General features: G+C 73.3%; 20 protein-coding genes. 7 read left to right on the top strand and 13 right to left on the bottom strand.

Features of this window, described 5'->3' with window-relative positions; all coding sequences use genetic code 11:
* Positions 1-99: 99 nt before the first annotated feature.
* Both lpdA and sucB read left to right on the top strand, forming a co-directional pair.
* Positions 100-1,488, top strand: coding sequence for a dihydrolipoyl dehydrogenase (gene lpdA, locus H9624_RS02180; RefSeq protein ID WP_251838269.1), 1,389 nt, complete (start codon positions 100-102; stop codon positions 1,486-1,488).
* Positions 1,489-1,514: 26 nt separating this feature from the next.
* Entirely contained in the window at positions 1,515-3,344 is a 1,830-nt protein-coding gene (gene sucB / locus H9624_RS02175) for a 2-oxoglutarate dehydrogenase, E2 component, dihydrolipoamide succinyltransferase (RefSeq protein WP_251838268.1), read from the top strand.
* 58 nt (positions 3,345-3,402) lie between these two features.
* Here the strand turns inward: sucB and H9624_RS02170 are convergent, their stop codons facing one another.
* Positions 3,403-4,989: a protein kinase domain-containing protein gene (locus H9624_RS02170; RefSeq protein WP_251838267.1), complete on the bottom strand. Its 1,587-nt coding sequence runs from the start codon at positions 4,987-4,989 to the stop codon at positions 3,403-3,405.
* Between the two features lie 96 nt (positions 4,990-5,085).
* Between H9624_RS02170 and H9624_RS02165 the strand changes: the two genes are divergently transcribed.
* The 3 genes from H9624_RS02165 to glnA all read left to right on the top strand — a co-directional run bounded on the left by H9624_RS02165 (position 5,086) and on the right by glnA (position 7,737).
* Complete coding sequence (locus H9624_RS02165; protein ID WP_251838266.1) at positions 5,086-5,808, top strand: DUF4191 domain-containing protein; 723 nt, start codon at positions 5,086-5,088, stop codon at positions 5,806-5,808.
* A 2-nt stretch (positions 5,809-5,810) separates the two neighbouring features.
* Positions 5,811-6,182, top strand: coding sequence for an RDD family protein (locus H9624_RS02160; RefSeq protein WP_251838265.1), 372 nt, complete (start codon positions 5,811-5,813; stop codon positions 6,180-6,182).
* A 130-nt stretch (positions 6,183-6,312) separates the two neighbouring features.
* The gene (gene glnA, locus H9624_RS02155; RefSeq protein ID WP_251838264.1) at positions 6,313-7,737 is read left to right on the top strand and encodes a type I glutamate--ammonia ligase; all 1,425 of its coding nucleotides are present in this window, start codon (positions 6,313-6,315) and stop codon (positions 7,735-7,737) included.
* 51 nt (positions 7,738-7,788) lie between these two features.
* On the opposite strand, the gene H9624_RS02150 is transcribed toward glnA, so the two are convergent.
* The 3 genes from H9624_RS02150 to H9624_RS02140 form a co-directional block, all read right to left on the bottom strand.
* A complete protein-coding gene (locus H9624_RS02150) occupies positions 7,789-8,376 on the bottom strand; it encodes a GNAT family N-acetyltransferase (protein ID WP_251838263.1) in 588 nt (195 codons plus the stop codon).
* A gap of 76 nt (positions 8,377-8,452) precedes the next feature.
* Entirely contained in the window at positions 8,453-8,962 is a 510-nt protein-coding gene (locus H9624_RS02145; RefSeq protein WP_251838262.1) for a metallophosphoesterase family protein, read from the bottom strand.
* Between the two features lie 57 nt (positions 8,963-9,019).
* A complete protein-coding gene (locus H9624_RS02140; RefSeq protein ID WP_251838972.1) occupies positions 9,020-9,688 on the bottom strand; it encodes a histidine phosphatase family protein in 669 nt (222 codons plus the stop codon).
* Positions 9,689-9,770: 82 nt separating this feature from the next.
* Here H9624_RS02140 and H9624_RS02135 point away from each other — a divergent pair, with 82 nt between their 5' ends.
* A complete protein-coding gene (locus H9624_RS02135) occupies positions 9,771-10,205 on the top strand; it encodes a hypothetical protein (protein ID WP_251838261.1) in 435 nt (144 codons plus the stop codon).
* Positions 10,206-10,306: 101 nt separating this feature from the next.
* Here the strand turns inward: H9624_RS02135 and H9624_RS02130 are convergent, their stop codons facing one another.
* From H9624_RS02130 to H9624_RS02115, 4 genes are all read right to left on the bottom strand, one after another.
* Entirely contained in the window at positions 10,307-13,348 is a 3,042-nt protein-coding gene (locus tag H9624_RS02130) for a bifunctional [glutamine synthetase] adenylyltransferase/[glutamine synthetase]-adenylyl-L-tyrosine phosphorylase (RefSeq protein WP_251838260.1), read from the bottom strand.
* A 6-nt stretch (positions 13,349-13,354) separates the two neighbouring features.
* Complete coding sequence (locus H9624_RS02125; protein ID WP_251838259.1) at positions 13,355-14,692, bottom strand: glutamine synthetase family protein; 1,338 nt, start codon at positions 14,690-14,692, stop codon at positions 13,355-13,357.
* A gap of 103 nt (positions 14,693-14,795) precedes the next feature.
* On the bottom strand, positions 14,796-15,737 hold the full coding sequence (locus tag H9624_RS02120) for a 5'-3' exonuclease (protein WP_251838258.1): 942 nt from the start codon (positions 15,735-15,737) through the stop codon (positions 14,796-14,798).
* Positions 15,738-15,755: 18 nt separating this feature from the next.
* Positions 15,756-16,118 carry a hypothetical protein gene (locus H9624_RS02115; protein ID WP_251838257.1) on the bottom strand — a complete coding sequence of 121 codons (363 nt, stop codon included), beginning with the start codon at positions 16,116-16,118 and terminating at the stop codon, positions 15,756-15,758.
* A 136-nt stretch (positions 16,119-16,254) separates the two neighbouring features.
* Here H9624_RS02115 and H9624_RS02110 point away from each other — a divergent pair, with 136 nt between their 5' ends.
* Entirely contained in the window at positions 16,255-16,695 is a 441-nt protein-coding gene (locus H9624_RS02110; RefSeq protein WP_251838256.1) for an acyl-CoA thioesterase, read from the top strand.
* A gap of 103 nt (positions 16,696-16,798) precedes the next feature.
* Here the strand turns inward: H9624_RS02110 and H9624_RS02105 are convergent, their stop codons facing one another.
* From H9624_RS02105 to H9624_RS02085, 5 genes are all read right to left on the bottom strand, one after another.
* Entirely contained in the window at positions 16,799-17,812 is a 1,014-nt protein-coding gene (locus H9624_RS02105) for a PHP domain-containing protein (protein WP_251838255.1), read from the bottom strand.
* A gap of 40 nt (positions 17,813-17,852) precedes the next feature.
* Positions 17,853-18,665 (bottom strand): META domain-containing protein, encoded by an 813-nt coding sequence (locus tag H9624_RS16800; RefSeq protein WP_251838254.1) that lies wholly within the window; start codon positions 18,663-18,665, stop codon positions 17,853-17,855.
* Positions 18,666-18,735: 70 nt separating this feature from the next.
* Positions 18,736-20,373 carry a RecQ family ATP-dependent DNA helicase gene (locus tag H9624_RS02095; protein ID WP_251838253.1) on the bottom strand — a complete coding sequence of 546 codons (1,638 nt, stop codon included), beginning with the start codon at positions 20,371-20,373 and terminating at the stop codon, positions 18,736-18,738.
* 45 nt (positions 20,374-20,418) lie between these two features.
* Complete coding sequence (locus H9624_RS02090) at positions 20,419-21,369, bottom strand: DUF368 domain-containing protein (protein WP_251838252.1); 951 nt, start codon at positions 21,367-21,369, stop codon at positions 20,419-20,421.
* Positions 21,359-22,129 carry an LLM class F420-dependent oxidoreductase gene (locus H9624_RS02085; RefSeq protein ID WP_251838251.1) on the bottom strand — a complete coding sequence of 257 codons (771 nt, stop codon included), beginning with the start codon at positions 22,127-22,129 and terminating at the stop codon, positions 21,359-21,361. Before H9624_RS02085 ends, H9624_RS02090 begins: the two co-directional genes overlap by 11 nt.
* Positions 22,130-22,141 lie beyond the last annotated feature (12 nt).

The following is a 22,141-nucleotide window of genomic DNA, read 5'->3' as shown; positions in this document are numbered from 1 at the left end:
CGGACACTGCGTCAGGTGGTCCCGGCAGCGTGGACGGTGACAAGATGGACCGAAGCCCCGGCTGCGGCCCGGGATCGACGTGTGCTCGAGGAGAGGTTTGTGACCGACAGCCCTGAAGGAAATGTCTACGACCTGGTCATCCTGGGAGCCGGGAGCGGAGGCTACGCAGCAGCGCTGCGCGCCGCCCAGCTCGGGCTGTCCATCGCCCTGATCGAAGCCGACAAGGTCGGCGGCACCTGCCTGCACCGCGGGTGCATCCCCACCAAGGCCCTCCTCCACAGCGCCGCCGTCGCTGACGAGATCCAGCACAGCCACGCCGTCGGGGTCAACAGCTCCTTCGAGGGCATCGACATGCCGACGGTCAACTCCTACAAGGACGGTGTCGTCGGCCGCCTGTACAAGGGCCTCCAGGGGCTCATCAAGGCCGGCAAGATCGACTACGTCACCGGCTGGGGACGGCTCACCGGCAAGGACACCGTCGAGGTCGACGGCACCACCTACCGCGGCCGCAACATCATCCTCGCGACCGGCTCCTACGCCCGCTCCCTGCCCGGCCTCGAGATCGGCGGCCGGGTCATCACGAGCGAGCAGGCCCTCACCCTCGACTACGTGCCCAAGAGCGCGATCGTCCTCGGCGGCGGCGTCATCGGCGTCGAGTTCGCCTCGGTGTGGAAGTCCTTCGGGGTCGACGTCACGATCATCGAGGCGCTGCCGAACCTCGTCCCGAACGAGGACATCTCCCTGTCGAAGGCGCTCGAGCGCGCCTACCGCAAGCGGAAGATCAACTTCGCGACGGGCACCCGCTTCTCCGGCGTCGAGCAGAACGACTCCGGCGTCGTCGTGTCCACCGAGGACGGCAAGACCTACGAGGCCGAGCTGCTGCTCGTCGCCGTCGGCCGTGGGCCGGCGACGGCGAACCTCGGCTACGAGGAGCAGGGCGTTCCCATGGAGCGCGGCTTCGTCCTCACCAACGAGCGTCTCCACACCGGTGTCGCCAACATCTACGCCGTCGGGGACATCGTCCCCGGCCTGCAGCTCGCCCACCGCGGCTTCCAGCAGGGCGTGTTCGTGGCCGAGGAGATCGCCGGGCTCAACCCGGCGACGATCGTCGAGTCCGGCATCCCGCGCGTCACCTACTGCGAGCCCGAGGTCGCCTCGGTCGGCCTCACCGAGGCACAGGCCAAGGAGGCGCACGGCGAGGACGGCGTCGAGACCGTCGACTTCAACCTCGCCGGCAACGGCAAGAGCCAGATCCTGCAGACCACCGGCTTCGTCAAGCTGGTGCGCCAGAAGGACGGCCCCATCGTGGGCGTCCACATGATCGGCTCCCGCGCCGGCGAGCTCATCGGCGAGGGCCAGCTCATCGTCAACTGGGAGGCGTACCCCGACGACGTCGCCTCGCTCATCCACGCCCACCCGACGCAGAACGAGGCCCTTGGCGAGGCAGCTCTCGCCCTCGCGGGCAAGCCGCTGCACTCCCACAACTGACCCTCGATCGAAGGAGACACCAGGTCATGTCCGACTCCGTGCAGATGCCCGCCCTGGGCGAGTCCGTCACCGAGGGAACCGTCACCCGCTGGCTGAAGAGCGAGGGGGACCGTGTCGAGGTCGACGAGCCCCTGCTCGAGGTCTCGACCGACAAGGTCGACACCGAGGTCCCCTCGCCGTTCGCCGGCGTGCTCGAGAAGATCCTCGTCCAGGAGGACGAGACCGTCGAGGTCGGCGCCGAGCTCGCCGTCATCGGCTCCGGTGAGGGCGGCGGCGACTCCGCGCCCGCGCAGGACGAGCAGCCCGCCGAGCAGGAGCAGGCTCCCGAGCCCGCCGAGGAGGAGCAGCCTGCCGAGCAGGAGCAGCCCTCCGAGCAGGAGGTGGCCCAGGAGGCCAAGCAGCAGGCCTCGTCCGGGTCCTCCGGCTCCGGCGAGGGCCAGAAGGTCCAGATGCCGGCGCTCGGTGAGTCCGTCACCGAGGGCACCGTCACCCGCTGGCTCAAGAGCGAGGGCGACCAGGTCGAAGTCGACGAGCCGCTGCTCGAGGTCTCGACCGACAAGGTCGACACCGAGGTCCCCTCCCCCTACGCCGGTGTGCTGAGCAAGATCCTCGTCCAGGAGGACGAGACCGTGGAGGTCGGTACCGACCTCGCCGTCATCGGCGGCGAGAGCGGCGGCGACTCCTCCGCGTCCGCGTCCGAGGAGACCCCGCAGGGCTCCGAGGAGCAGGCCAAGGAGGAGGAGCAGCCCTCCGAGCAGCGCGCCGAGCAGCACCAGGGTGCGGCGACGAGGACCATCCCGTCCGAGGAGGCCGCCCCCCGGCAGAGCGAGCCGAAGCAGGCCGAGCAGCCCAAGGCCGAGCAGCAGCAAACCCCGCCGCAGGAGGCCTCGACCACCCCGGCCCCCGAGCGGCCGAGTGCCGCGGAGACCGCCAAGACCTCCTACGTCACCCCGATCGTGCGCAAGCTCGCCAAGGAGAAGGGCGTCGATCTCGACTCCCTCCAGGGCACGGGCGTCGGTGGACGGATCCGCAAGGAGGACGTCCTCGCCGCCGCGGAGAAGGCCCAGCAGCAGGCAGCCCCGGCTGCCGCCGAGGCCCCCACCGCCGCCAAGGCGCCCTCGGTCCCCGAGGTCTCCCCGCTCCGTGGCACCACCGAGAAGATGTCGCGCCTGCGCAAGGTCATCGCCAAGCGCATGATCGAGTCGCTGGACACCTCCGCCCAGCTGACCACGGTCATCGAGGTGGACGTCACGCGCATCGCCAAGCTCCGCGCCCGCGCGAAGAACAGCTTCCAGGAGCGGGAGGGCGTCAAGCTCACCTACCTGCCGTTCTTCATCAAGGCCGCGACCGAGGCGCTCAAGGCCCACCCGGCGCTCAACGCCTCGATCGACGGGGACCAGATCGTCTACCACGGCGAGGAGAACATCGGCATCGCGGTGGACACCCCCCGCGGGCTCCTCGTGCCGGTGATCAAGGAGGCCGGTGACCTCACCATCGCGGGCATCTCCAAGCGCGTCGCGGACCTCGCGGCCCGCACCCGGGACAACAAGGTCACCCCTGACGAGCTCGGTGGCTCGACCTTCACGATCACCAACCTCGGCTCGAACGGGGCCCTGTTCGACACCCCGATCATCAACCAGCCCGAGGTCGCGATCCTCGGCCTGGGCGCGATCGTCAAGCGCCCGGTCGTCGTCACCGACGCGGACGGCAACGAGACGATCGGCATCCGCTCGATGGTCTACCTGCCCCTCACCTACGACCACCGCCTGGTCGACGGTGCGGACGCGGGCCGCTTCATGCAGACGATCAAGAAGCGTCTGGAGGAGGGCGCCTTCGAGGCCGAGCTCGGCCTCTGAGCACCTCCCCCGTGACGGGGCCCGCACCTTCCGGTGCGGGCCCCGTCGCCGTTCCGCCTCAGGGACACGGCTCGCTGCCCAGCAGCCGCCACGCGTCGTCCGGCCCGGCGACGAGCACGAGCCGCGCGCACGCCGGGTCCTGCGCCGGCACGGTGGTCCGCCGGCCGCCCACCACGCGCTCGTGCGCGTCCTGCACGAGGACGACGTCGACGGCGACGCCCTCGTCCACCGACGTCACCCCCTCCACGGCACCCACCTCCGTCCGCAGGTCCTCCAGTGCCGTCCCGGTGGCGGCGAGGCGCTCGAGGAGGACGACGTCGTCACGCGCCGCGGGGCCGCCGGGCACCGTCGTGGCCGCGAGGGCGGCGGCGTCACCGGCCACGAGCGCTCCGTCGCGCCGGGCCAGGAGGGTCGCCACCGCCTCGGCGTACTGCTCCGTCGCGGCCGCCGGACCGTGCCCGTAGCCGCCGGCCCGCTCACCGGGGCCCGACCAGACGATGAGGCCGGTGAGCACGGTCGCCGCGCCCAGCGTGAGGGCAGCGCCGAGCCACGGCGTGGGCAGGGACTGCTCCCGGACGTGACGAGGCGTCCGGACGGCGGGCGCAGGTGCCCGGGCTCGCACCGCGGTGGACGTGGGCCCCGCCCGGGCGGCCGACGCCGTTGCACGGGAGGGTGGCGCCGTGGCCGTGGGACCCGCCCGCGCTACGCCCGCCGGTGAACGTGAGGCCGCCGCGGTGAGCGTGGGACTCGGCCGGACGGCAGCAGCCCGCGCGGCGGTGTCACGGCCGTCCGGGCCCGGCCGGCCTGCCGCCCGCTCGGCCTGCCTGCCCCGCCGGGTGGGCGTCCGCCGACGCGTGGGGGCGACGTCGTCACGCATGCGGGCCTGGGCCAGCGCGGCAGCCGGCGGGACGGCCACCGGGCCGGCGACGGCGATGCCCGGGGCCCGGCTGGCGAGGTCGCGCGCGGAGGGGCGCCGCTCCGGGGCGACGTCGAGCGCGGCACCGAGCAGCCTCAGCAGGTGCGGGTCCGGCGCCGGACCGGCCGCCCACACGACGAGCCGGGCCAGCGCCCACACGTCGCCCGGAGCGCCGGCCGCACTCCCCCGCTCCCGCTCGGGAGGCACGAAGCCGGGGGTGCCCAGCTCGTGGGCGCCCTGGCCGGCGAGGTCGACGAGCACGGGCACGCCGGCACCGGTGACGACGACGTTCGCGGGCGAGACGTCACCGTGGACGACGCCGCGCTCGTGGAGGTGTCCGAGCGCACTGCCCAGCGCGCCGAGCAGCCCGGCGAGCTCGGGCGGCCCGAGCGCCCCGCGTGCGGCCAGCACCGTGGCGAGGGTGGGGCCGGGGACGTGGTCGCTGACGACCGCGCAGCGTCCGCCGTCGAGGGTGAGGACCTGGCGGATGCACGCGAGGTGGGGGTGGGTGCCGTGGCGCAGCGCGGCCAGCCGCCGTAGCTGCGCCGTGGCCGCCTCCCCGCGCGGCAGTGCGAGCACACTGACGACGACGTCCCGCCCGGCCCGGTCCCGTGCCGACCACACCGCCCCGTTCGCACCGAAACCGGCCGTGCCGACGATCTCGTGGCCCGGCAGCCGAGGCGGGCGCGTGCCACCCGTCACCGCCGGGCTGCGCCGTCGTCGTGCCATGACCCAAGCCAAGCGCACGGCGGCGCGGCCCGCTGGCGTCATCCACAGGCTCCCGGGCAGCGAAGGCACGTCCGCGGGCCGGTAGGATTGGCGATCATGGCCCTGAAGAAGAAGAAGGACGCCGCCGAGGGCGCCGCGCCGAAGCAGAAGAAGAAGCGCTGGTACCACCAGCTGTGGGAAGTCTTCCAGATGACCCGCGAGGCGCAGCCCTCGATCACCTGGTGGCTCCTCGGTGCCTTCGTCGGGATCCTCGCCGTCGGGCTCGTCATCGGTCTGGCCGTCGGCCACCCGGTGTACGTGACGCTCCTGAGCCTGCCCGTGGCGCTCATCGTCGTCATGCTCCTGCTCTCGCGTCGCGCCGAGCGCGCCGCCTACTCGCGCATCGAGGGCACCCCCGGCGCCTCCGCCTCCGCCCTGGGCACCATCCGGCGCGGCTGGAACGTCGAGGAGCAGCCGGTCGCCATCGACCCGCGCACCCAGGACGTCGTCTTCCGCGCCGTCGGCCGACCCGGCGTCGTCCTCATCGGCGAGGGCCCCAGCCACCGCGTGAAGCGCCTCCTCGAGGGTGAGCGCAAGAAGGTCGCACGCGTGGCCCCGAACGTCACGGTCCACCTCGTGGAGGTGGGGCGCGACGAGGGCCAGACCCCGCTGCCCAAGCTCGTGCGCACGATCCAGAAGCTCCGGCCTACCCTCACCAAGGCCGAGGTCGCGGCCGTGGCCAAGCGCCTGCGCGCGCTGCAGTCCTCGCGCCCGCCGATCCCCAAGGGCGTGGACCCGCTGCGGGCACGCCCGGACCGCAAGGGCATGCGCGGGCGCTGAGCGTGAGCCAGGAGCAGTCCGCGACCGCGGAGCCGAGCACCGGCCACGCGTCGCTCGTCCGCCGGCTCATCGCCCTCGCCGTCGACTGGGCGGTCGCGACCGCGATCTCCGCCGGGTTCCTCGACAACCACCCGCTCGCCACGCTCGGCGTCTTCGCCGTCGTGACCTTCCTGCTGGTCGCCACGCGGGGGGCCACGATCGGCCACACCCTGCTCGGGCTGCGGGTGCGCGCCGTCGACGGCGGAGCGGCACGGCCGGTCCAGGTGCTCATCCGCACCGTCAGCCTGTGCCTCGTCGTTCCCCCCGTCGTGTGGGGGCTGGACGGGCGCGGCCTGCACGACGTGTGGGCCGGCACGCGGATCGTGCGCGCCTGACCGTCGCCGTCGTCGTCCACGTAACATGCCGGACACATAGGGGTGACGACGACGAAACGCGACGCCGATAACGTCCTGGACGTCGGGACCGTGACGGTCCCCCGGAATTCCCACGCCAGAGGAGCGGTACATGTTCAGCAATGCCGAGGAGGCCATCGCCTTCACCCGGGAGGAGGGCGTCAAGTTCGTCGACGTCCGCTTCTGCGACCTGCCGGGCGTGATGCAGCACTTCAACATCCCCGTCGAGTCCTTCGCCGCTGACGCCTTCACCGACGGCCTCATGTTCGACGGCTCCTCGATCCGCGGGTTCCAGGCGATCCACGAGTCCGACATGAAGCTCATCCCGGACGTGACGAGCGCCTTCATCGACCCGTTCCGCAAGGAGAAGACGCTCGTCGTCAACTTCTCCATCGTCGACCCCTTCACCGACGAGGCCTACTCCCGCGACCCGCGCAACATCGCCGCGAAGGCCGAGGCCTACCTGCGGAGCACGGGCATCGCCGACACCGTCTACTTCGGTGCCGAGGCCGAGTTCTACATCTTCGACGACGTGCGGTTCCAGACGAACCAGCACTCGAGCTTCTACCACCTCAACTCCAGCGAGGCCGCGTGGAACACCGGCCGCGAGGAGGAGGGCGGGAACCTCGGGTACAAGACGCGCTACAAGGGCGGCTACTTCCCCGTCTCCCCCAACGACCAGATGGCCGACCTGCGCGACGAGATGGTCACCGTCCTCCAGGAGGTCGGGCTGCAGGTCGAGCGGGCCCACCACGAGGTCGGCACGGCGGGTCAGCAGGAGATCAACTACCGTTTCGACACGCTGCGCGCCGCCGCCGACGACGTCATGAAGTTCAAGTACGTCATCAAGAACACGGCGTGGGTCAACGGCAAGACCGCGACCTTCATGCCGAAGCCGATCTTCGGTGACAACGGCTCGGGCATGCACTCCCACCAGAGCCTGTGGAAGGACGGCAAGCCGCTGTTCTTCGACGAGCGCGGCTACGGCGGCCTGTCCGACATGGCCCGCTGGTACATCGGCGGCCTGCTCAAGCACGCGCCCGCGCTGCTCGCCTTCACCAACCCCTCGGTGAACTCCTTCCACCGTCTGGTGCCGGGCTTCGAGGCTCCGGTCAACCTCGTGTACTCGGCGCGCAACCGCTCCGCGTGCATCCGCATCCCGGTGACGGGCACCTCGCCCAAGGCCAAGCGCATCGAGTTCCGCGTGCCGGACCCGTCGGCCAACCCGTACCTCGCCTTCTCGGCGATGCTCATGGCCGGCCTGGACGGCATCAAGAACCGCATCGAGCCGCCGGAGCCGATCGACAAGGACCTCTACGAGCTGCCCCCGGAGGAGCACGCTCAGATCGAGCAGGTCCCCGACTCGCTCCAGGGCGCGCTCCTCGCCCTCGAGGCCGACCACGACTTCCTCACCGAGGGCGACGTGTTCACCCCCGACCTCATCTCGACCTGGATCGAGTACAAGCGCACCCAGGAGATCGACCCGCTGCGGCTGCGTCCGCACCCGCACGAGTTCGAGCTGTACTTCGACATCTAGACCGCTCCCCGCAGCCCCCGGCGCCGTTCTCGGTGCCGGGGGCTGCGGCGTTCACCGGGTGGCGGCCGCCCACTCCTCGGCGAGGACGGCGTAGACGAGGGAGTCGAGCCACTCCCCCGAGCGGTGGAGCGAGTCGCGGACGGCGTGCGCCTCACGGCGCATCCCCACGCGCTCCATGAGCCGCCACGACGGCTCGTTGGCGAGGAAGCAGTTGGCGACGGCGCGGCGGGCACCGAGCTCGGTGAAGCTGTAACGCAGCAGCTCCCGGACGGCCTCCGTCCCGTAGCCGCGGCCGCGGTGGGCGGGGTCGAGGACCCAGCCGACCTCGACCTCCGTCCCGGCCGCGAGGTGGGCGAGGTCCGTCTGCGCCCAACCGTCCGTGCGCCGCAGCATGAGGTCGCCGACGACCTCACCGCCGCCGTCGTGCCCGAGCTCGACGACGAGCGTGAGGCCGAGCCGGCCGGGGTCGGTGAAGTGCTCGCGGTGCTCGGCGAGGGTGGTCTGGCGGCTGGTGAGCCAGGCGCTGGCCTCCTCGAGGCGGCGGTAGCGCCAGGTGAGCTCGGCGTCCGCGGGGACAGCCGCACGCAGCGTGAGGCGCTCGGTGTGCAGCGGGTGCTCGGGCAGGGCGGTGGCGGTCATGGTGCTCCATACGGGCGTGGGTGCGTGCCGCAGCAGCCTATGCGGACCCGCCGACGTCGCGGGTCCGGGGCCGCACTCAGGCGGCGGTCGGCCGCGGCGGCAGGCGGTGGAGCTCGACGTCGGCGACCGTGCCGGCGCTCAGGGTGAGCGTCAGGTACGTGCAGTGCGGCTGGCGGCGCCGGTCGGTCGGTGAGCCGGGGTTGAGCAGGCGCAGCCCGTCGGCCGCCCCGTCCCACGGGATGTGGCTGTGGCCGAAGACGAGCAGGTCCGTATCGGGGTAGGCGGCGCGCATCCGCTCGTCGCGGCCGCGGGACTGCCCCGTCTCGTGGACGACGGCGACGCGCACGCCCTCCAGCTCGGCACGCGCGACCTCGGGGAGCCGACGGCGCAGCTCGGCGCCGTCGTTGTTGCCCCAGCAGGCAAGGAGCGCGGCGGAGCGGTCCTCGAGCTCGTCGAGGAGCTCGGGCACCACCCAGTCCCCCGCGTGGACGACGAGGTCCGCCGCCTCGACCTCGGGCCACACCTGCTCCGGCAGCTGCCGGGCGCGCGTGGGGACGTGGGTGTCGGCGAGGAGGAGGACGCGCATGTCGACCACCGTGCCACGGCGACGTGGCGGGGAGCGCGGGGACGCCGTCGTCGTCCGTCAGGACTCGGAGGGAACCGCCTCGGCAGGGGCGGGGCCGTCGTGGGCGGGGTCGCTCACGCGGTCTCCACCGAGGGGCTCTCCCTCCCACAGCTCGGCCCACCAGCCCTTGCCCGGGCTGCCCTCGAGGACGACGGCTCCGGTGTTGCTGATCGGGTGGTAGGCGGCGTGCTCGCCGGTGACGTTCGCGGCGCGCACCGCCGTCCAGGAGCGGATGACGGCACCGTGGCTGAACATCACGGCCGTGCGGACGCCCGCGGCGTGCGCCTCGGCAACGACCTCGTCGAAGCGCTGCCACACCTTGTGGCCGTTCTCGCCGCCCGGGACCCGGCGGAGCGGGTCGTCCGCCCAGCTGAAGATCGTGCCGACGTAGGCGCGGATCGACGCCTCGTCCCCGAGCATCTCGAGGTCACCGGCGGCGATCTCCCGGATGCCGTCGCGCACCTGCAGCTCCAGGCCGCGCTCGGCGAGGAGCGGCGCGGCGGTCTGCTGGGTGCGCACGAGCGTCGAGGCGTAGACGGCGTCGATGTCCTCGTCGGCCAGGCTGCGCGGGACGGCAGCTGCCTGCTGCCGTCCGAGCTCCGTGAGGTCGGCGCCGGGTGCGGCCGTGTCGAGGAGGTCCGCGACGTTCGAGCTGGTCTGGCCGTGGCGGATGAGGATGAGGCGCATGCCTCCCATCATGACCCAGGCCGGCGACCGGGAGGTGACCGGGCGTCGCCCGGGCGGGGCGGCGGCCGCGTAGGTTGGCGCCATGAGCCAGTCCATGCGCCGCACCGACACGTCCGTCGACGCGTTCATCGCCCACAACGACCCCGACGGGTCGCTCGCCACGCTCGACGGCGTCATCACCGCGGCACTGCCCGGCGTGACCCGTGTGCTGTGGCAGGGCGTGTTCTGGGGCGGCACCGATCAGTCGATCATCGGCTACGGGGCCACCGTCCAGCCCCGCCCCCGGGGCGCGGACGTCGAGTGGTTCCTCGTCGGGCTCGCCCGGCAGTCGGCGTCGCTCAGCCTCTACGTCAACGCCGCCGAGGGAAAGCAGTACCTCGCGAAGGTCTACGGCCCGCGCCTGGGGCGCACGAAGGTCGGTTCGGCGAGCATCTCCTTCGCCTCCGCCGACGTCATTGACCTCGATGTGCTGGACGAGATGGTTCGTCACGCCGGCCGCCTGGTCGAGTGGCGCTGAGGGGCGGGCGGCACGTGCGCCCTCGGGAGTGACAGCTCAGCGCTCGGCGCGAGTGGGGGTGCGCTGGGCGGCGCGCGGAAGAACGAGAGGGCGGGCGCCCGCTACTCGAAGAAGATGCGTTCGACGACGGCGCGGGCGCGGCGGGTGGCGCGGAGGTAGTCCTCCTCCAGGTCCACGGTCTCACCGGGGCCGTAGCCGAGGAGCCGGGCGACGGCGGTGAGCTGGCCCGGGTCGTGCGGCAGGACGTCGATCTTCGCGCCGGTGACGCGGCCGGTGGCCAGCGCGATCCCCGCGCGCAGCCGTGAGGCGAGGGTCCACGCGGTGACGAGCAGCGCGCAGTCCTCCTCCCCCAACAGCCCGGCGTCCCGCGCCGCGCTGAGCGCCTCGACGGTGCGGGGCGTCCGCAGCTCCGGGACGCGGCCGGCGTGCTGCAGCTGGAGCAGCTGAGCCGTCCACTCGACGTCGGACAGCCCCCCGCGCCCGAGCTTGAGCTGCCGGTTGGCCGGCACGCCGCGCGGCATGCGCTCGGACTCCACCCGGGCCTTGACGCGCCGCAGCTCGCGCACGCCGCGGTCGTCCAGGCCGTCGGCCGGGTAGCGGTAGGGGTCGATGAGGGCGCAGAAGCGCTCGAGCAGCCCCTCGTCGCCGGCCACCGGGCGGGCCCGCAGCAGCGCCTGCTGCTCCCACGGCTCGGCCCACCGCTCGTAGTACTGGGCGTAGGACGCGAGCGAGCGGACCATCGGCCCGTTGCGCCCCTCGGGCCGCAGCGCGGAGTCGACCGGGAGCGGGAGCTCCGCGCCCGGGTCGCCGAGGAGGGCGCGCACGTGCCCGGCGACGGCGACGGCGAACTCCTGGGCGACGTCGTCGTCCCCGCCCACCGGCTCGTGGACGAACAGGACGTCGGCGTCCGAGCCGTACCCCATCTCCTGCCCGCCCAGGCGGCCCATCGCGATGATCCCGAAGCGGACCGGCGGCTGCGCCAGGCCGCGCTGCTCGGAGGCGAGCCGCACGGCGACCTCCAGCGTCGTCGTCAGCGCCTGGTCGGCCGCCACGGACAGGACGGTGCGGTCCCGCTCGTCGCGCACGCCGTCCAGCGCGTCCCCGACGGCGCCGCGCAGCAGCTCACGGCGCCGCAGGTAGCGCACGGCGCGCACCGCCTCCGCCGGGTCGGGACGACGGCGGACGAGGGCGGCGGCCTCGCGGGCCAGCTGCTCCGGGGTGCGGGGGCGCAGTGCCTCGTCCTCCCCCAGCCAGGCCGCGGCCTCGGGCAGTGCCTCGAGCCCCTCGGAGACGTACCGGCTCGTCGCGAGGAGGTAGCTGAGCCGCGGCGCCGCCACGCCGGAGTCGCGGAGCATCTGGAGGTACCAGTGGGTGCTGCCGAGCGCCTCGGAGACCTTGCGGAAGGCGAGCAGCCCGCCGTCGGGGTCCGCGCCGCGGGCGAACATGCCGAGCATGGCGGGCAGGATCTGGCGCTGGATCGCGGCGGTGCGGGAGACGCCCGTCGTCAACGAGTCGAGGTGGCGGACGGCGCCGGCCGGGTCGCGGTAGCCGATGGCCGCGAGCCGCTCCTGGACCGCCTCGGGGCGCAGGCGGGCGTCCTCGGGGCTGAGCTTGGCGATGAGCGGCAGCATCGGCCGGTAGAAGATGTCCTCGTGGAGGTCGCGGACCTCGCGGCGCACGGCGCGCAGCCGCTGCTCGAGCGTCTCGGCACTGCGCGTCCCGTCGCCCGGCAGCGCGCGCGCCAGGCGCCGCAGGTCCGCCTCGCCGGAGGGGATGACGTGCGTGCGCCGTAGGCGGTACAGCTGCATCCGGTGCTCGAGGACGCGCAGGTAGCGGTAGCACTCGTCGAGCCGTTCGGCCGGGTCGCGGCCGATGTACCCCGTCTCCGCGAGCCGGGCGATGGCGTCGAGCGTGCCCGCGGTCCTGATGGCCTCCTCGGTGCGGCCGTGGACGAGCTGGAGGAGCTGGACGGTGAACTCGACGTCCCGCAGGCCGCCGCGCCCGAGCTTGAGCTGCCGCTCCGCCTCGGCGACCGGGATGGTGTCCTCGACGCGGCGGCGCATCGCCTGGGAGTCCTCGACGAAGTTCTCCCGGCCCACCGCCGACCACACGAAGGGCTCGACGGCGGCGACGTACTCCTCGCCCAGCGCCGCGTCCCCGGCCACCGGCCGGGCCTTGAGCAGGGCCTGGAACTCCCAGGTCTTGGCCCAGCGCTCGTAGTACGCGACGTGGGAGGCGACGGTCCGCACGAGCGGGCCGTCCTTGCCCTCCGGGCGCAGGTTCGCGTCCACCGGCCACAGCGGCGGCTCGGTCCCGACGGCGCCGCTCACGTTCTTCGCCAGCGCGCCGGCCAGGCGGGTGCCGACGGCGGTGGCCTCGTCCTCGTCGGTGCCCTCCTCCGGGGCGACGACGTAGACGACGTCGACGTCGGAGATGTAGTTGAGCTCGCGGCCGCCCGTCTTGCCCATGCCGATGACGGCCAGGCGCGTGCCGCGGCCGTGGTCGGGGACGTCGGCGCGGGCGACGGCGAGGGCGGCCTCGAGGGCAGCGGCGGCGAGGTCCGACAGGGCCGCGGCCACCGCCGGGAAGGCACCGAGCGGGTCGGGGCTGGTGAGGTCCGCGGCGGCCACCTCGAGGAGCCGGCGGCGGTAGCAGCGGCGCAGCGCCTCCACCCCGGCGGTGCCGGTGAGCGTGGCGACGGGCGCGGCGTCGGAGGGGTCGGCGCCGACCGCCTGCAGCGCGCGTTCCCGCTCGTCCTGCGGGGTGAGGTCGAGGACGCCGTCGGCGTGCTCGTCGTCGAGGAGGGCGGCGTCGGCGGGGCGGGCGACGAGCATGTCGCCCAGTGCGCTCGAGGAGCCGAGGACGGCGAGCAGCCGGCGCCGGTGACCACCGTCGGAGGCGAGCACCGCCGCGAGGTCCGGTGCGCCGTCGTCGCCCTGCGCCGCCTCGAGCAGACGGACCAGGGTGAGGAGCGCGAGGTGCGGGTCGGCCACCCGCCCGAGCGCGACGGTCAGCGGCGCGCCGGCGTCCTCCGCGCGGGCGAGGGGCGTGGCAAGGACCGGCTCGTCGAGGAGCCCGGCGGCCCGGCGCGGGTCGGTGAAGCCGAGCCGGAGCAGCTCCTGGGTGGGCGTGGGGGCGCGCACGGCGGGTCAGGTGCCGGGCAGCAGGCTACGCAGCTCGTAGGGCGTCACCTGGGAGCGGTACTCGGTCCACTCCTGGCGCTTGTTGCGGACGAAGAACTCGAAGACGTCCTCGCCGAGGGTCTCGGCGACGAGCTCGGAGGACTCCAGCACCTCCAGCGCCTGCTCGAGGCTGCCGGGCAGCGGCTTGATGCCCATGGCCTTGCGCTCGACGTCCGACAGCGCCCACACGTTGTCCTCGGCGCCGTCGGGCAGCTCGTAGCCCTCCTCGATCCCCTTGAGGCCGGCCGAGATGAGGACGGCGAAGGCGAGGTAGGGGTTGGCGGCGGAGTCCAGCGCGCGGTACTCGGCGCGGGTGGAGGGGCCCTTGTCCGGCTTGTGCATGGGCACGCGGACGAGCGCGGACCGGTTGTTGTGCCCCCAGCACACGTAGCTGGGTGCCTCTCCCCCGCCCCACAGCCGCTTGTAGGAGTTGACGTACTGGTTGGTGACGGCGGCGATCTCGGCGGCGTGGTGGAGCAGGCCGGCGATGAACGAGCGGCCGGTCGAGGACAGCTGGTACTGCCCGGCGGGGTCGTAGAAGGCGTTGGCATCTCCCTCGAAGAGGGAGAAGTGCGTGTGCATGCCCGAGCCGGGAGCCTCGATGAGGGGCTTGGGCATGAAGGTGGCCATGATGCCCTGCTGGAGGGCGACCTCCTTGACCACCGTGCGGAACGTCATGATGTTGTCCGCCGTGGACAGGGCGTCCGCGTAGCGCAGGTCGATCTCGTTCTGGCCCGGCCCGGCCTCGTGGTGGGAGTACTCCACCGAGATGCCCATGGACTCGAGCAGCGTGATGGTGTCGCGCCGGAAGTCGTGGGCGGTGCCGCGGGCGACGTGGTCGAAGTAGCCGGCCGTGTCGATGGGGACGAGCGGGTCGTCGGGGCTGCGCCGCTGCTCGAAGAGGTAGAACTCGATCTCGGGGTGCGTGTAGCAGGTGAAGCCGGCGTCCTTGGCGCGCTCGAGGGTGCGCTTGAGGACGTTGCGGGGGTCGGAGCGGGCCGGCTCGCCGTCGGGGGTGAGGATGTCGCAGAACATCCGCGCGACCCCCTGCTCGTCCCCGCGCCAGGGCAGCAGCTGGAAGGTCGACGGGTCCGGCTTGGCGAGCATGTCCGCCTCGTAGACCCGGGTGAGGCCCTCGATGGAGCTGCCGTCGAAGCCGATGCCCTCGGAGAAGGCGGCCTCGATCTCGGCCGGCGCGATGGCCACGGACTTCAGCACGCCGAGGACGTCGGTGAACCACAGCCGGATGAACCGGATGTCACGCTCCTCGATCGCGCGGAGCACGTACTCCTGCTGCCTGTCCATCGGCGGCTTCCTCTCGTCGTCGCGTACCTGCCACCCTCTGCGCCGAGAGTACAGTTCCCGGCCGACATCCCCGGTCAGCGGATCACCGGCTGACCGCGCCGCGTCAGGACGCCGCGGCGCAGGCGTCCACGAGGCGCCGGAGCGGGGACTCCAGCCCCCACCGCTCGGCCAGCTCGAGGAGCGCGTCCCCGTCCGCAGGCACCTCACCCAGCTCGCCGCGGTCCTCGGCGACCGGGGCGTCGCGGGCCACCTGGACGACGGTCGGGGCGACGGCGAGGTAGTCGGCCGCGGCGAGGATGCGCTTGCGCTGGGTGGCGGTGAGCGAGGAGCCGGAGTCGTTCGCGGCCTCGATGATCCCGGCGAGCGTGCCGTGCTGGGCGAGGAGCGACGCGGCGGTCTTCTCCCCGATGCCCGCGACGCCCGGCAGGCCGTCGCTGGGGTCCCCGCGCAGGGTGGCCATGTCGGCGTAGGCCTGTCCGCCCTCGACCCCGTACTTCTCCCGTAGCCACTCCTCGTCGATGCGCTGCGGCTCCTTCTGTCCGCGCATCGGGTAGAGGACGGTGACGCCCGCATCGTCGTCGACGAGCTGGAACAGGTCGCGGTCCCCCGTCATGACGAGCACCTCGCGTGCGCGGTCGGCGGCCGCGACCTCGCGCGCGACGAGCGTGCCGATGACGTCGTCTGCCTCGTAGCCGGGCGAGCCGAGGCGCGGGATCCCGAGCGCCGCGAGGACGTCGACGATGATCGGCACCTGGGCGGTGAGCAGCTCGGGGACCTCCTCGCCGCCGTCGTCGGAGAGCCGGTGCTCCTTGTAGGAGGGGATGGCGGCGACGCGGAAGGCGGGGCGCCAGTCGTCGTCCCAGCACGCGACGACGCGCGAGGGCCGGTGCGCCTCCACGAGCCTGGAGATGGCGTCGAGGAAGCCGCGGACGGCGTTGATCGGGGTCCCGTCCGGGGACCTCATCGTGTCCGGGAGGGCGAAGAAGGCCCGGAAGTACATCGAGGCGGAGTCGAGGAGAAGCAGGGGTCCCGGCTGGTCACTCATGGGGTGATCCTGCCAGCCTCAGTCCCGAGGGGTGTCGACCACGCCGACGAATCGGCTGCCGATGCCCAGGACCTCGTCCCGCTCGTGGCCGGGGAGAGGACGCGGCAGGTCCCCCGGTCGGTGGTCGTCGCAGCTGAGGTGGGTGAAGCTCGGCCACCACTTCTTCGGCCGGGCCTTCTCGGTGAACCCGCAGACGGTGCACTCGAGGTCGACCCACACGGCCTTGCCGGTCCGGTTGGCGCGGGACTGGACCAGCCACGGTGGCGGGTTGTCCTCGATCTCACGCAGCTGGCTCTCGGTGAGCCTCGGGGGCAGGCCGTGCCGGGTGGCCATCTCCACCGGGATGTCCAGGCGTTGGGCAGCGTCGCGTCGGGTGATCATCACCTTCGACGATAGTCGGCTGCCGCGCGGTGACGGGCGCAGGTTCCCCGGCGCCCCGCTCCGACACGGTGAGCCGTGGCGGGTCGCACGCCCGTCCCGCCGGGTCTGTGCCGGTTCGCCGCCCTAACCTGGACATATGCACTCCGACGACATCAACTTCCACACCCGCAAGTGGATCCGGCCCGAGGACCTCAACGCCAACGGCACCCTCTTCGGTGGCAGCCTGCTGCGGTGGATCGACGAGGAGGCGGCGATCTACGCGATGATCCAGCTCGGCAACGAGCGTGTGGTCACGAAGTACATGTCGGAGATCAACTTCCTCAGCTCGGCCACGCAGGGCGACATCGTCGAGATGGGCCTGCGGGCCACCCGGTTCGGACGGACCTCGCTGACGATGCGCGCCGAGGTGCGCAACCTCTTCACCCGCCACAGCATCCTCACGATCGACTCGATCGTCTTCGTCAACCTCGGCGACGACGGCCGCCCCACCCCGCACGGCCAGACGTCCATCACCTTCGAGCGAGACCGCATCCCCGAGCGCCTGCGCCCGGACGTCCACGAGCCGCGTCCCCGCTGAGCCGGCACCTGTGGGCAGCGGCCCCGTCCACAGGTCCCGGAAGAACTCAGCGCTCGGCGGGAGAGGGTGGGGTGGGGCGGGGAGCGGGGGTGGGGGCGGCCGGTTACCGGTTGGTCCAGGCGAGGAGATCGTCCAGGGGCAGCGCGTTGACGATCCGGTCGCGCGGGACCTGCGCCTCAGCGGCGCGCGCGCAGCCGTGGTCGAGGAACTCCAGCTGACCCGGCGCGTGGGCGTCGGTGTCGATCGCCACGAGGCACCCGAGGTCGACGACGAGCTCGAGCAGCCGCATGGGCGGGTCGAGCCGCTCCGGCCGTGAGTTGAGCTCGACGGCGACGTCGTTGTCCCGGCACGCACCGAAGACCGCCTCCGCGTCGAACTCCGACTCCGGCCGGGTGCCGCGACCGCCGGTGACGAGCCGCCCGGTGCAGTGCCCGAGGACGTCGACGAGCGGGTGCTCGACGGCGGCGACCATCCGCCGGGTCATCGCGCGGCTGTCCATCCGGAGCTTGGAGTGGACGCTGGCGACGACGACGTCGAGGCGGGCGAGCAGCTCCGGCTCCTGGTCGAGCTCGCCGTCGTCGAGGATGTCGACCTCGATGCCGGTGAGGACCCGGAACGGCGCGAGCTCGGCACTGAGCGCGTCGACGACGTCGAGCTGCTCACGCAGCCGCTCGGGCGACAGGCCGCGCGCGACCGTGAGCCGCGGGGAGTGGTCGGTGAGCGCGAGGTAGTCGTGCCCGAGCTCGACGGCGGCTCGGGCCATGTCGATGATCGGGGTGCCGCCGTCGGACCACTCGGAGTGGGAGTGGAGGTCACCGCGCAACCAGCCGCGGACCTCCTCCCCGCCCTCCGCGAGCGGTGCACCCGCCCGTTCCTCCAGTGCCGTGAGGTAGTCGGGCACCTGCCCGCGCGCGGCGTCCATCGCGACGCCGGCCGTCCGCTGCCCGACGTCGGGCAGCTCGGTGAGCGTCCCGGTGGCGAGGCGCCGCTCCAGCTCCTGCGGGTCGAGGTCCTCCAGGCGTCGCGCGGCCTTGCGGAACGCGGTGGCGCGCCGGGCCTCCGCGCGCTCGCGCTCCATGAGGTAGGCCACGCGCTTGAGTGCCGCTACTGGGTCCATCCGGGGAGGCTACGACGGCGCAGCACGCCGTGCTCGGGGGTCAGCCGCGCACGAGGCGGCCGAGCTCGGCACCGTCCGCGCCGAGGAGCACGAGCTCGGCACCGTCGACGACGGCGTGGGAGGCGCCACCGACCCAGGCGCCCACCGGCGCTCCGGGGCAGCCGATGAGGGTCATCGGTCCGGACAGCGCGAGCAGTCGCCCCTCCGAGACGGTCCACCGGCCGCCCTGCCCGTTGCACCCGTCGCTGCCGCCCCAGGTCCCGTCGTCCTCGAACACGACGTAGGGCTCGGTCTCGACGGCCGGACCGGCCGGCACCCACCTGCCGAGGAGGTGCTCGGCGCTCGCCGTCCGGGCACCGTCCGGGAGCTCCGGGACGGCCAGCGCTGCCCGCACGTCGTCGGTGACCTCCGGTGGCTCCGCGTACCACTCGGCTACGGTGTCGACGGGCTCGGGAGCGCCGTCGACGGCGAGGGTGGCCACGACCGCGCCGTCGTCGTCCTCGAGCTGCCACCCGTCCTCGGAGACCCGGTAGCCGTGGGCGCCGACGAGCCAGTCCGGGGAGATGTCGTCGACCGGCTGGCCGGAGTAGCCGTCCACCGCCGCGAGGATCGTCCGTCCGTCAGCGGTCCAGCTGCCCGACAGCACCGCCGGCCCGCGCCACAGGACGAGCCCGCCCCCGTCGAGCCGCAGCCACGTGTCGCGGGCCTCGCCCGCTCCGCTGACCCGCCACAGGCCGACGAGGTCGACCGGGTCCGCCCGGCTGTCCTCACCGCCCCGCGGGGCCGGTCGCTCCGCGCAGCCGCCCAGGAGGAGCAGGGCCGCCACCGCAGCCAGGAGTACGCGCACCCTCACCGGGTCTCCTCACGTCGTCGTCCCGTCGAGTCAAGCACGGAGCCGGCGGCGGGAACGGTGAACCGGTGGGTCAGTCCGAGGTGCGCAGCAGCCCCTGCTCCTCCACCACCTGCTTGGACAGGGTCTTGTACCCCTCGTCGGGGAAGAACACGGTGAGGCGGTCGTCCTCCGTGCTCATCACCGTGCCGCGGCCCCACTGCTCGTGGACCACCTCGTCCTGCATGCCCGGTCCGTCGCCCGCGGCGGCCGCGTCCTCGGCGGCGCGCTCCTGGGCGGTCCCGGCCGCGCAGGTGTCGCAGTTCCCGCACGGCCCGGGGTAGTCCTCGCCGAAGTAGCCGAGGAGGAACTCACGGCGGCAGGACAGCGTCTCGGCGTAGCTGCGCATCATCTCCACGCGGGAGCGCTCGACCCGCTGGCGGGACTCGGTCTGCTCCTCGGCGAGGGCGACGACCTCCCCCGCCCGCTGCTTGCCGCGCGCGACGATCCCGCGCCGCGTCTGCCGGACGGCGCCGACCTCCTGGAGGAGGTTGACGGCGGCGGTCACCCGCCGGGGCGGCAGCTCCAGCGCGTCGCGCAGCGCCGTCACGCCCAGCGGGCGGTCGGCGCGGCGGACCGCACCGAGCACCGCGCGCAGGTCCTCCTCACGGACGATCGCCGTCGCGAAGAAGGACCGCAGCCCGAGGTCCTCGGGACGGTAGTGGAGCACCGCCAGCGCGGGCTCGCCGTCGCGGCCGGCGCGGCCGACCTCCTGGTAGTAGCTGTCGAGGGAGCCGGGCGGGTCGGCGTGCAGGACGAAGCGGACGTCGGCCTTGTCGATGCCCATGCCGAAGGCGGAGGTCGCGACGACGACGTCGAGCCGGCCCGCGGAGAAGTCCTCGTGGACCTGCTCGCGCACCGGGGCGCGCAGCCCCGCGTGGTAGGCGGCGGCGCGCAGCCCGCGCTCGGTGAGCTCGGCGGCGAGCTCCTCGGTGTCCTTGCGGCGCCCGGCGTACACGAGGCCGGGGCCCGGGAGCGTGGCGGCGTCCTCCAGGAGCACCCGGCGCTTGCGCCCGGCGTCCACGTGCCGCACCACGCGCAGCTCGAGGTTGGGCCGGTCGAAGCCGCGGGTGATGAGCAGCGGGTCGCGCAGCCCAAGGCGCTGGGCGATGTCGTCGCGGACGGGAGGAGCCGCCGTCGCCGTGAGGGCGACGACGGGTGGGCGGCCGAGCCGGTCGATCGCGTGGCCGAGGCGCAGGTAGTCGGGGCGGAAGTCGTGGCCCCAGGCGGAGACGCAGTGCGCCTCGTCGACGACGACGAGCGAGGGGCCGACCTCCGCCAGCCGCTCGACGACGTCGTCCTTGGCCAGCTGCTCCGGGGAGAGGAAGAAGTACTCCGCCGCCCCCGCCGTCACGGCCCGCCACGCCTCCTTGCGCTCCGCGGCCGGCAGCGCGGAGTTGAGGGCGACGGCGTCCGGCGCCTCGGGCGCGTCGGTGATGCCGGCGATCTGGTCGCCCTGGAGGGCGATGAGCGGGGAGACGACGACGGTCGCCCCCGGCAGGACGACGCCCGTCACCTGGTAGATGGCGGACTTGCCGTAGCCGGTGGGCATGATGGCGAGGACGTCACGCCCGGCGACGACGCCCTCGATCGCCTCGAGCTGGCCGCCGCGCAGGTCCTCCCACCCGAACTGGTCCCGTGCGATCACCTGCAGCTCGTCGCGTGTCGTCATCCCTCAACGGTCCGGGCTGACGGCGGGGTCGGCAACCGCTCGCCGCTACGGCGTCGCACGCTCCCGCCGGCTCGACACCCGCCGTCCGAGCAGGTCGACGCCGACGACGACGGCGAACCCGCCCAGCGCGAGCAGCACCGGGACGAGCACCGGACCCGACGGCGCGCCGAGCGACGTGGTCTCCAGGCCGTGCGGCCAGGGCCACAGGATGCGCAGGGAGCCGAGCATGAGGCCGATGAGCGCCGCGAGCACGAGGTCGTGGTGCCGGTCGAGGAGCCAGGTGAGCAGCGAGGAGAAGGCCGCCAGCCCGAGGCCGCAGCCGAGCAGGAAGACGAGGAGCACGCCGATCTGCCGCTCGTTCACCGCCCCCAGCACCTCGGTGTACATCCCGAGGAGCACGAGGATGAACGAGCCGCTGATGCCGGGCAGGATCATCGCGCAGATCGCGACGGCGCCGGCGAGGAAGAACGCCCACACCGGCCTCGTCACGGCCTCGGAGCCGGCGGCATGGGTGGTGTCCTGCAGCCCGAGGAAGAGGAAGAAGGCGAGGGCCGCTGCGCCCGCGACGACACCGAGCCAGGGCCGCGGCTGCTTGACCAGCCGCCACGACACGACGACCGCCCCGAGGATGAGCCCGAAGAACAGGCCGGCCATCTCCTGCGGCCGCTCGGCGAGGAGCTGCTCGAGCGGACCGGAGAGCAGGACGACTGCCGCCCCGATGCCGGCGAGCAGGGACAGGACCCAGACCCACGGGACGGCCGCGAGCCGGCGACCGGTCTCGCGCAGGTCTCCTCGCACGAGCGCGCCGAGCGCGGAGGCGGCCGTGGAGATCGCGTGGACGAGGCGCTCGTAGATGCCCAGGACCAGCGCGATGGTCCCTCCGGAGACGCCGGGGACGATGTCCGCGGCGCCCATGAGGAAGCCACGGACGAGCTGGGGCACCGGCTGGCCGCGCCCGGTACGGGCCGCGACGCCGGTGCGGGCGTCAGCGGGCATCGCGCCAGGCGACCCACTCGCTCAGCGAGGAGAGGTCGTAGTCAGGGCCGCTCGCGGAGACGGTGAAGAGGGTCGCACCGGCCTCGACGAGAGCCTCGCCGCTGTCGCGCGGGTCGCCCTTGACGGCCACCGAGCGCTCGATCTCGCCGGGGTCGCGCCCGACGTCGGCGCAGTGCTGGTCGAGGACGGCGCTCTTGTGCCGCAGCGTCTCCAGGTCCGCGAAGCTGTGCCAGATGTCGGCGTGCTCGGCGGTGTAGCGCAGCGTCTTGCGCTCCCCTCCCCCGCCCACGAGGACCGGGATGTCACGGGTGGGCGGCGGGTTGAGCCGGGTCCAGCGCTCCTTGATCCGGGGCAGCGCCTGGGAGAGGTCGGCCAGCCGTGTCCCGGGTGTGCCGAACTCGTAGCCGTACTCGTCGTAGTCGCGCTCGAACCAGCCCGCCCCGATGCCGAGGATGAGCCGACCGCCGCTGATGTGGTCGACCGTGCGGGCCATGTCGGCGAGGAGGTCGGCGTTGCGGTAGCTGTTGCACGTGACGAGCGCGCCGATCTCGACGCGGCTCGTCTGCTCTGCCCACGCCCCGAGCATCGTCCAGCACTCGAAGTGCTTGCCGTCCGGTTCCCCGGTGAGCGGGAAGAAGTGGTCCCAGTTGAAGACGACGTCCGCGCCGGCGTCCTCCGCGCGTAGCAGGGCGTCGCGGATCTGGCCGTAGTCGGCGTGCTGGGGCTGGAGCTGGACGGCGATCCTCACGGGGTGGGTCATGCCGCCCATCGT

The sequence above is a fragment of the Oceanitalea stevensii genome, assembly GCF_014837105.1.
In the GTDB taxonomy this organism is placed as follows: domain Bacteria; phylum Actinomycetota; class Actinomycetes; order Actinomycetales; family Actinomycetaceae; genus Oceanitalea; species Oceanitalea stevensii.
Note: the sequence above shows the minus strand (reverse complement) of the source record. Positions and strands in the feature narration are given on the sequence as shown.

Excerpts from the sequence above, each read along its gene's own strand:
- H9624_RS02095 (WP_251838253.1), bottom strand. The coding sequence starts at position 20,373 with ATGACGACACGCGACGAGCTGCAGGTGATCGCACGGGACCAGTTCGGG.
- H9624_RS02140 (WP_251838972.1), bottom strand. The coding sequence starts at position 9,688 with ATGCGCCTCATCCTCATCCGCCACGGCCAGACCAGCTCGAACGTCGCG.
- H9624_RS02145 (WP_251838262.1), bottom strand. The coding sequence starts at position 8,962 with ATGCGCGTCCTCCTCCTCGCCGACACCCACGTCCCCACGCGCGCCCGG.
- H9624_RS02115 (WP_251838257.1), bottom strand. The coding sequence starts at position 16,118 with ATGATCACCCGACGCGACGCTGCCCAACGCCTGGACATCCCGGTGGAG.
- sucB (WP_251838268.1), top strand. The coding sequence starts at position 1,515 with ATGTCCGACTCCGTGCAGATGCCCGCCCTGGGCGAGTCCGTCACCGAG.
- H9624_RS02150 (WP_251838263.1), bottom strand. The coding sequence starts at position 8,376 with ATGACCGCCACCGCCCTGCCCGAGCACCCGCTGCACACCGAGCGCCTC.
- H9624_RS02085 (WP_251838251.1), bottom strand. The coding sequence starts at position 22,129 with ATGACCCACCCCGTGAGGATCGCCGTCCAGCTCCAGCCCCAGCACGCC.
- H9624_RS02105 (WP_251838255.1), bottom strand. The coding sequence starts at position 17,812 with ATGGACCCAGTAGCGGCACTCAAGCGCGTGGCCTACCTCATGGAGCGC.
- H9624_RS02110 (WP_251838256.1), top strand. The coding sequence starts at position 16,255 with ATGCACTCCGACGACATCAACTTCCACACCCGCAAGTGGATCCGGCCC.
- H9624_RS02125 (WP_251838259.1), bottom strand. The coding sequence starts at position 14,692 with ATGGACAGGCAGCAGGAGTACGTGCTCCGCGCGATCGAGGAGCGTGAC.
- H9624_RS02120 (WP_251838258.1), bottom strand. The coding sequence starts at position 15,737 with ATGAGTGACCAGCCGGGACCCCTGCTTCTCCTCGACTCCGCCTCGATG.
- H9624_RS02170 (WP_251838267.1), bottom strand. The coding sequence starts at position 4,989 with ATGGCACGACGACGGCGCAGCCCGGCGGTGACGGGTGGCACGCGCCCG.
- H9624_RS02135 (WP_251838261.1), top strand. The coding sequence starts at position 9,771 with ATGAGCCAGTCCATGCGCCGCACCGACACGTCCGTCGACGCGTTCATC.
- H9624_RS02090 (WP_251838252.1), bottom strand. The coding sequence starts at position 21,369 with ATGCCCGCTGACGCCCGCACCGGCGTCGCGGCCCGTACCGGGCGCGGC.
- glnA (WP_251838264.1), top strand. The coding sequence starts at position 6,313 with ATGTTCAGCAATGCCGAGGAGGCCATCGCCTTCACCCGGGAGGAGGGC.
- H9624_RS02165 (WP_251838266.1), top strand. The coding sequence starts at position 5,086 with ATGGCCCTGAAGAAGAAGAAGGACGCCGCCGAGGGCGCCGCGCCGAAG.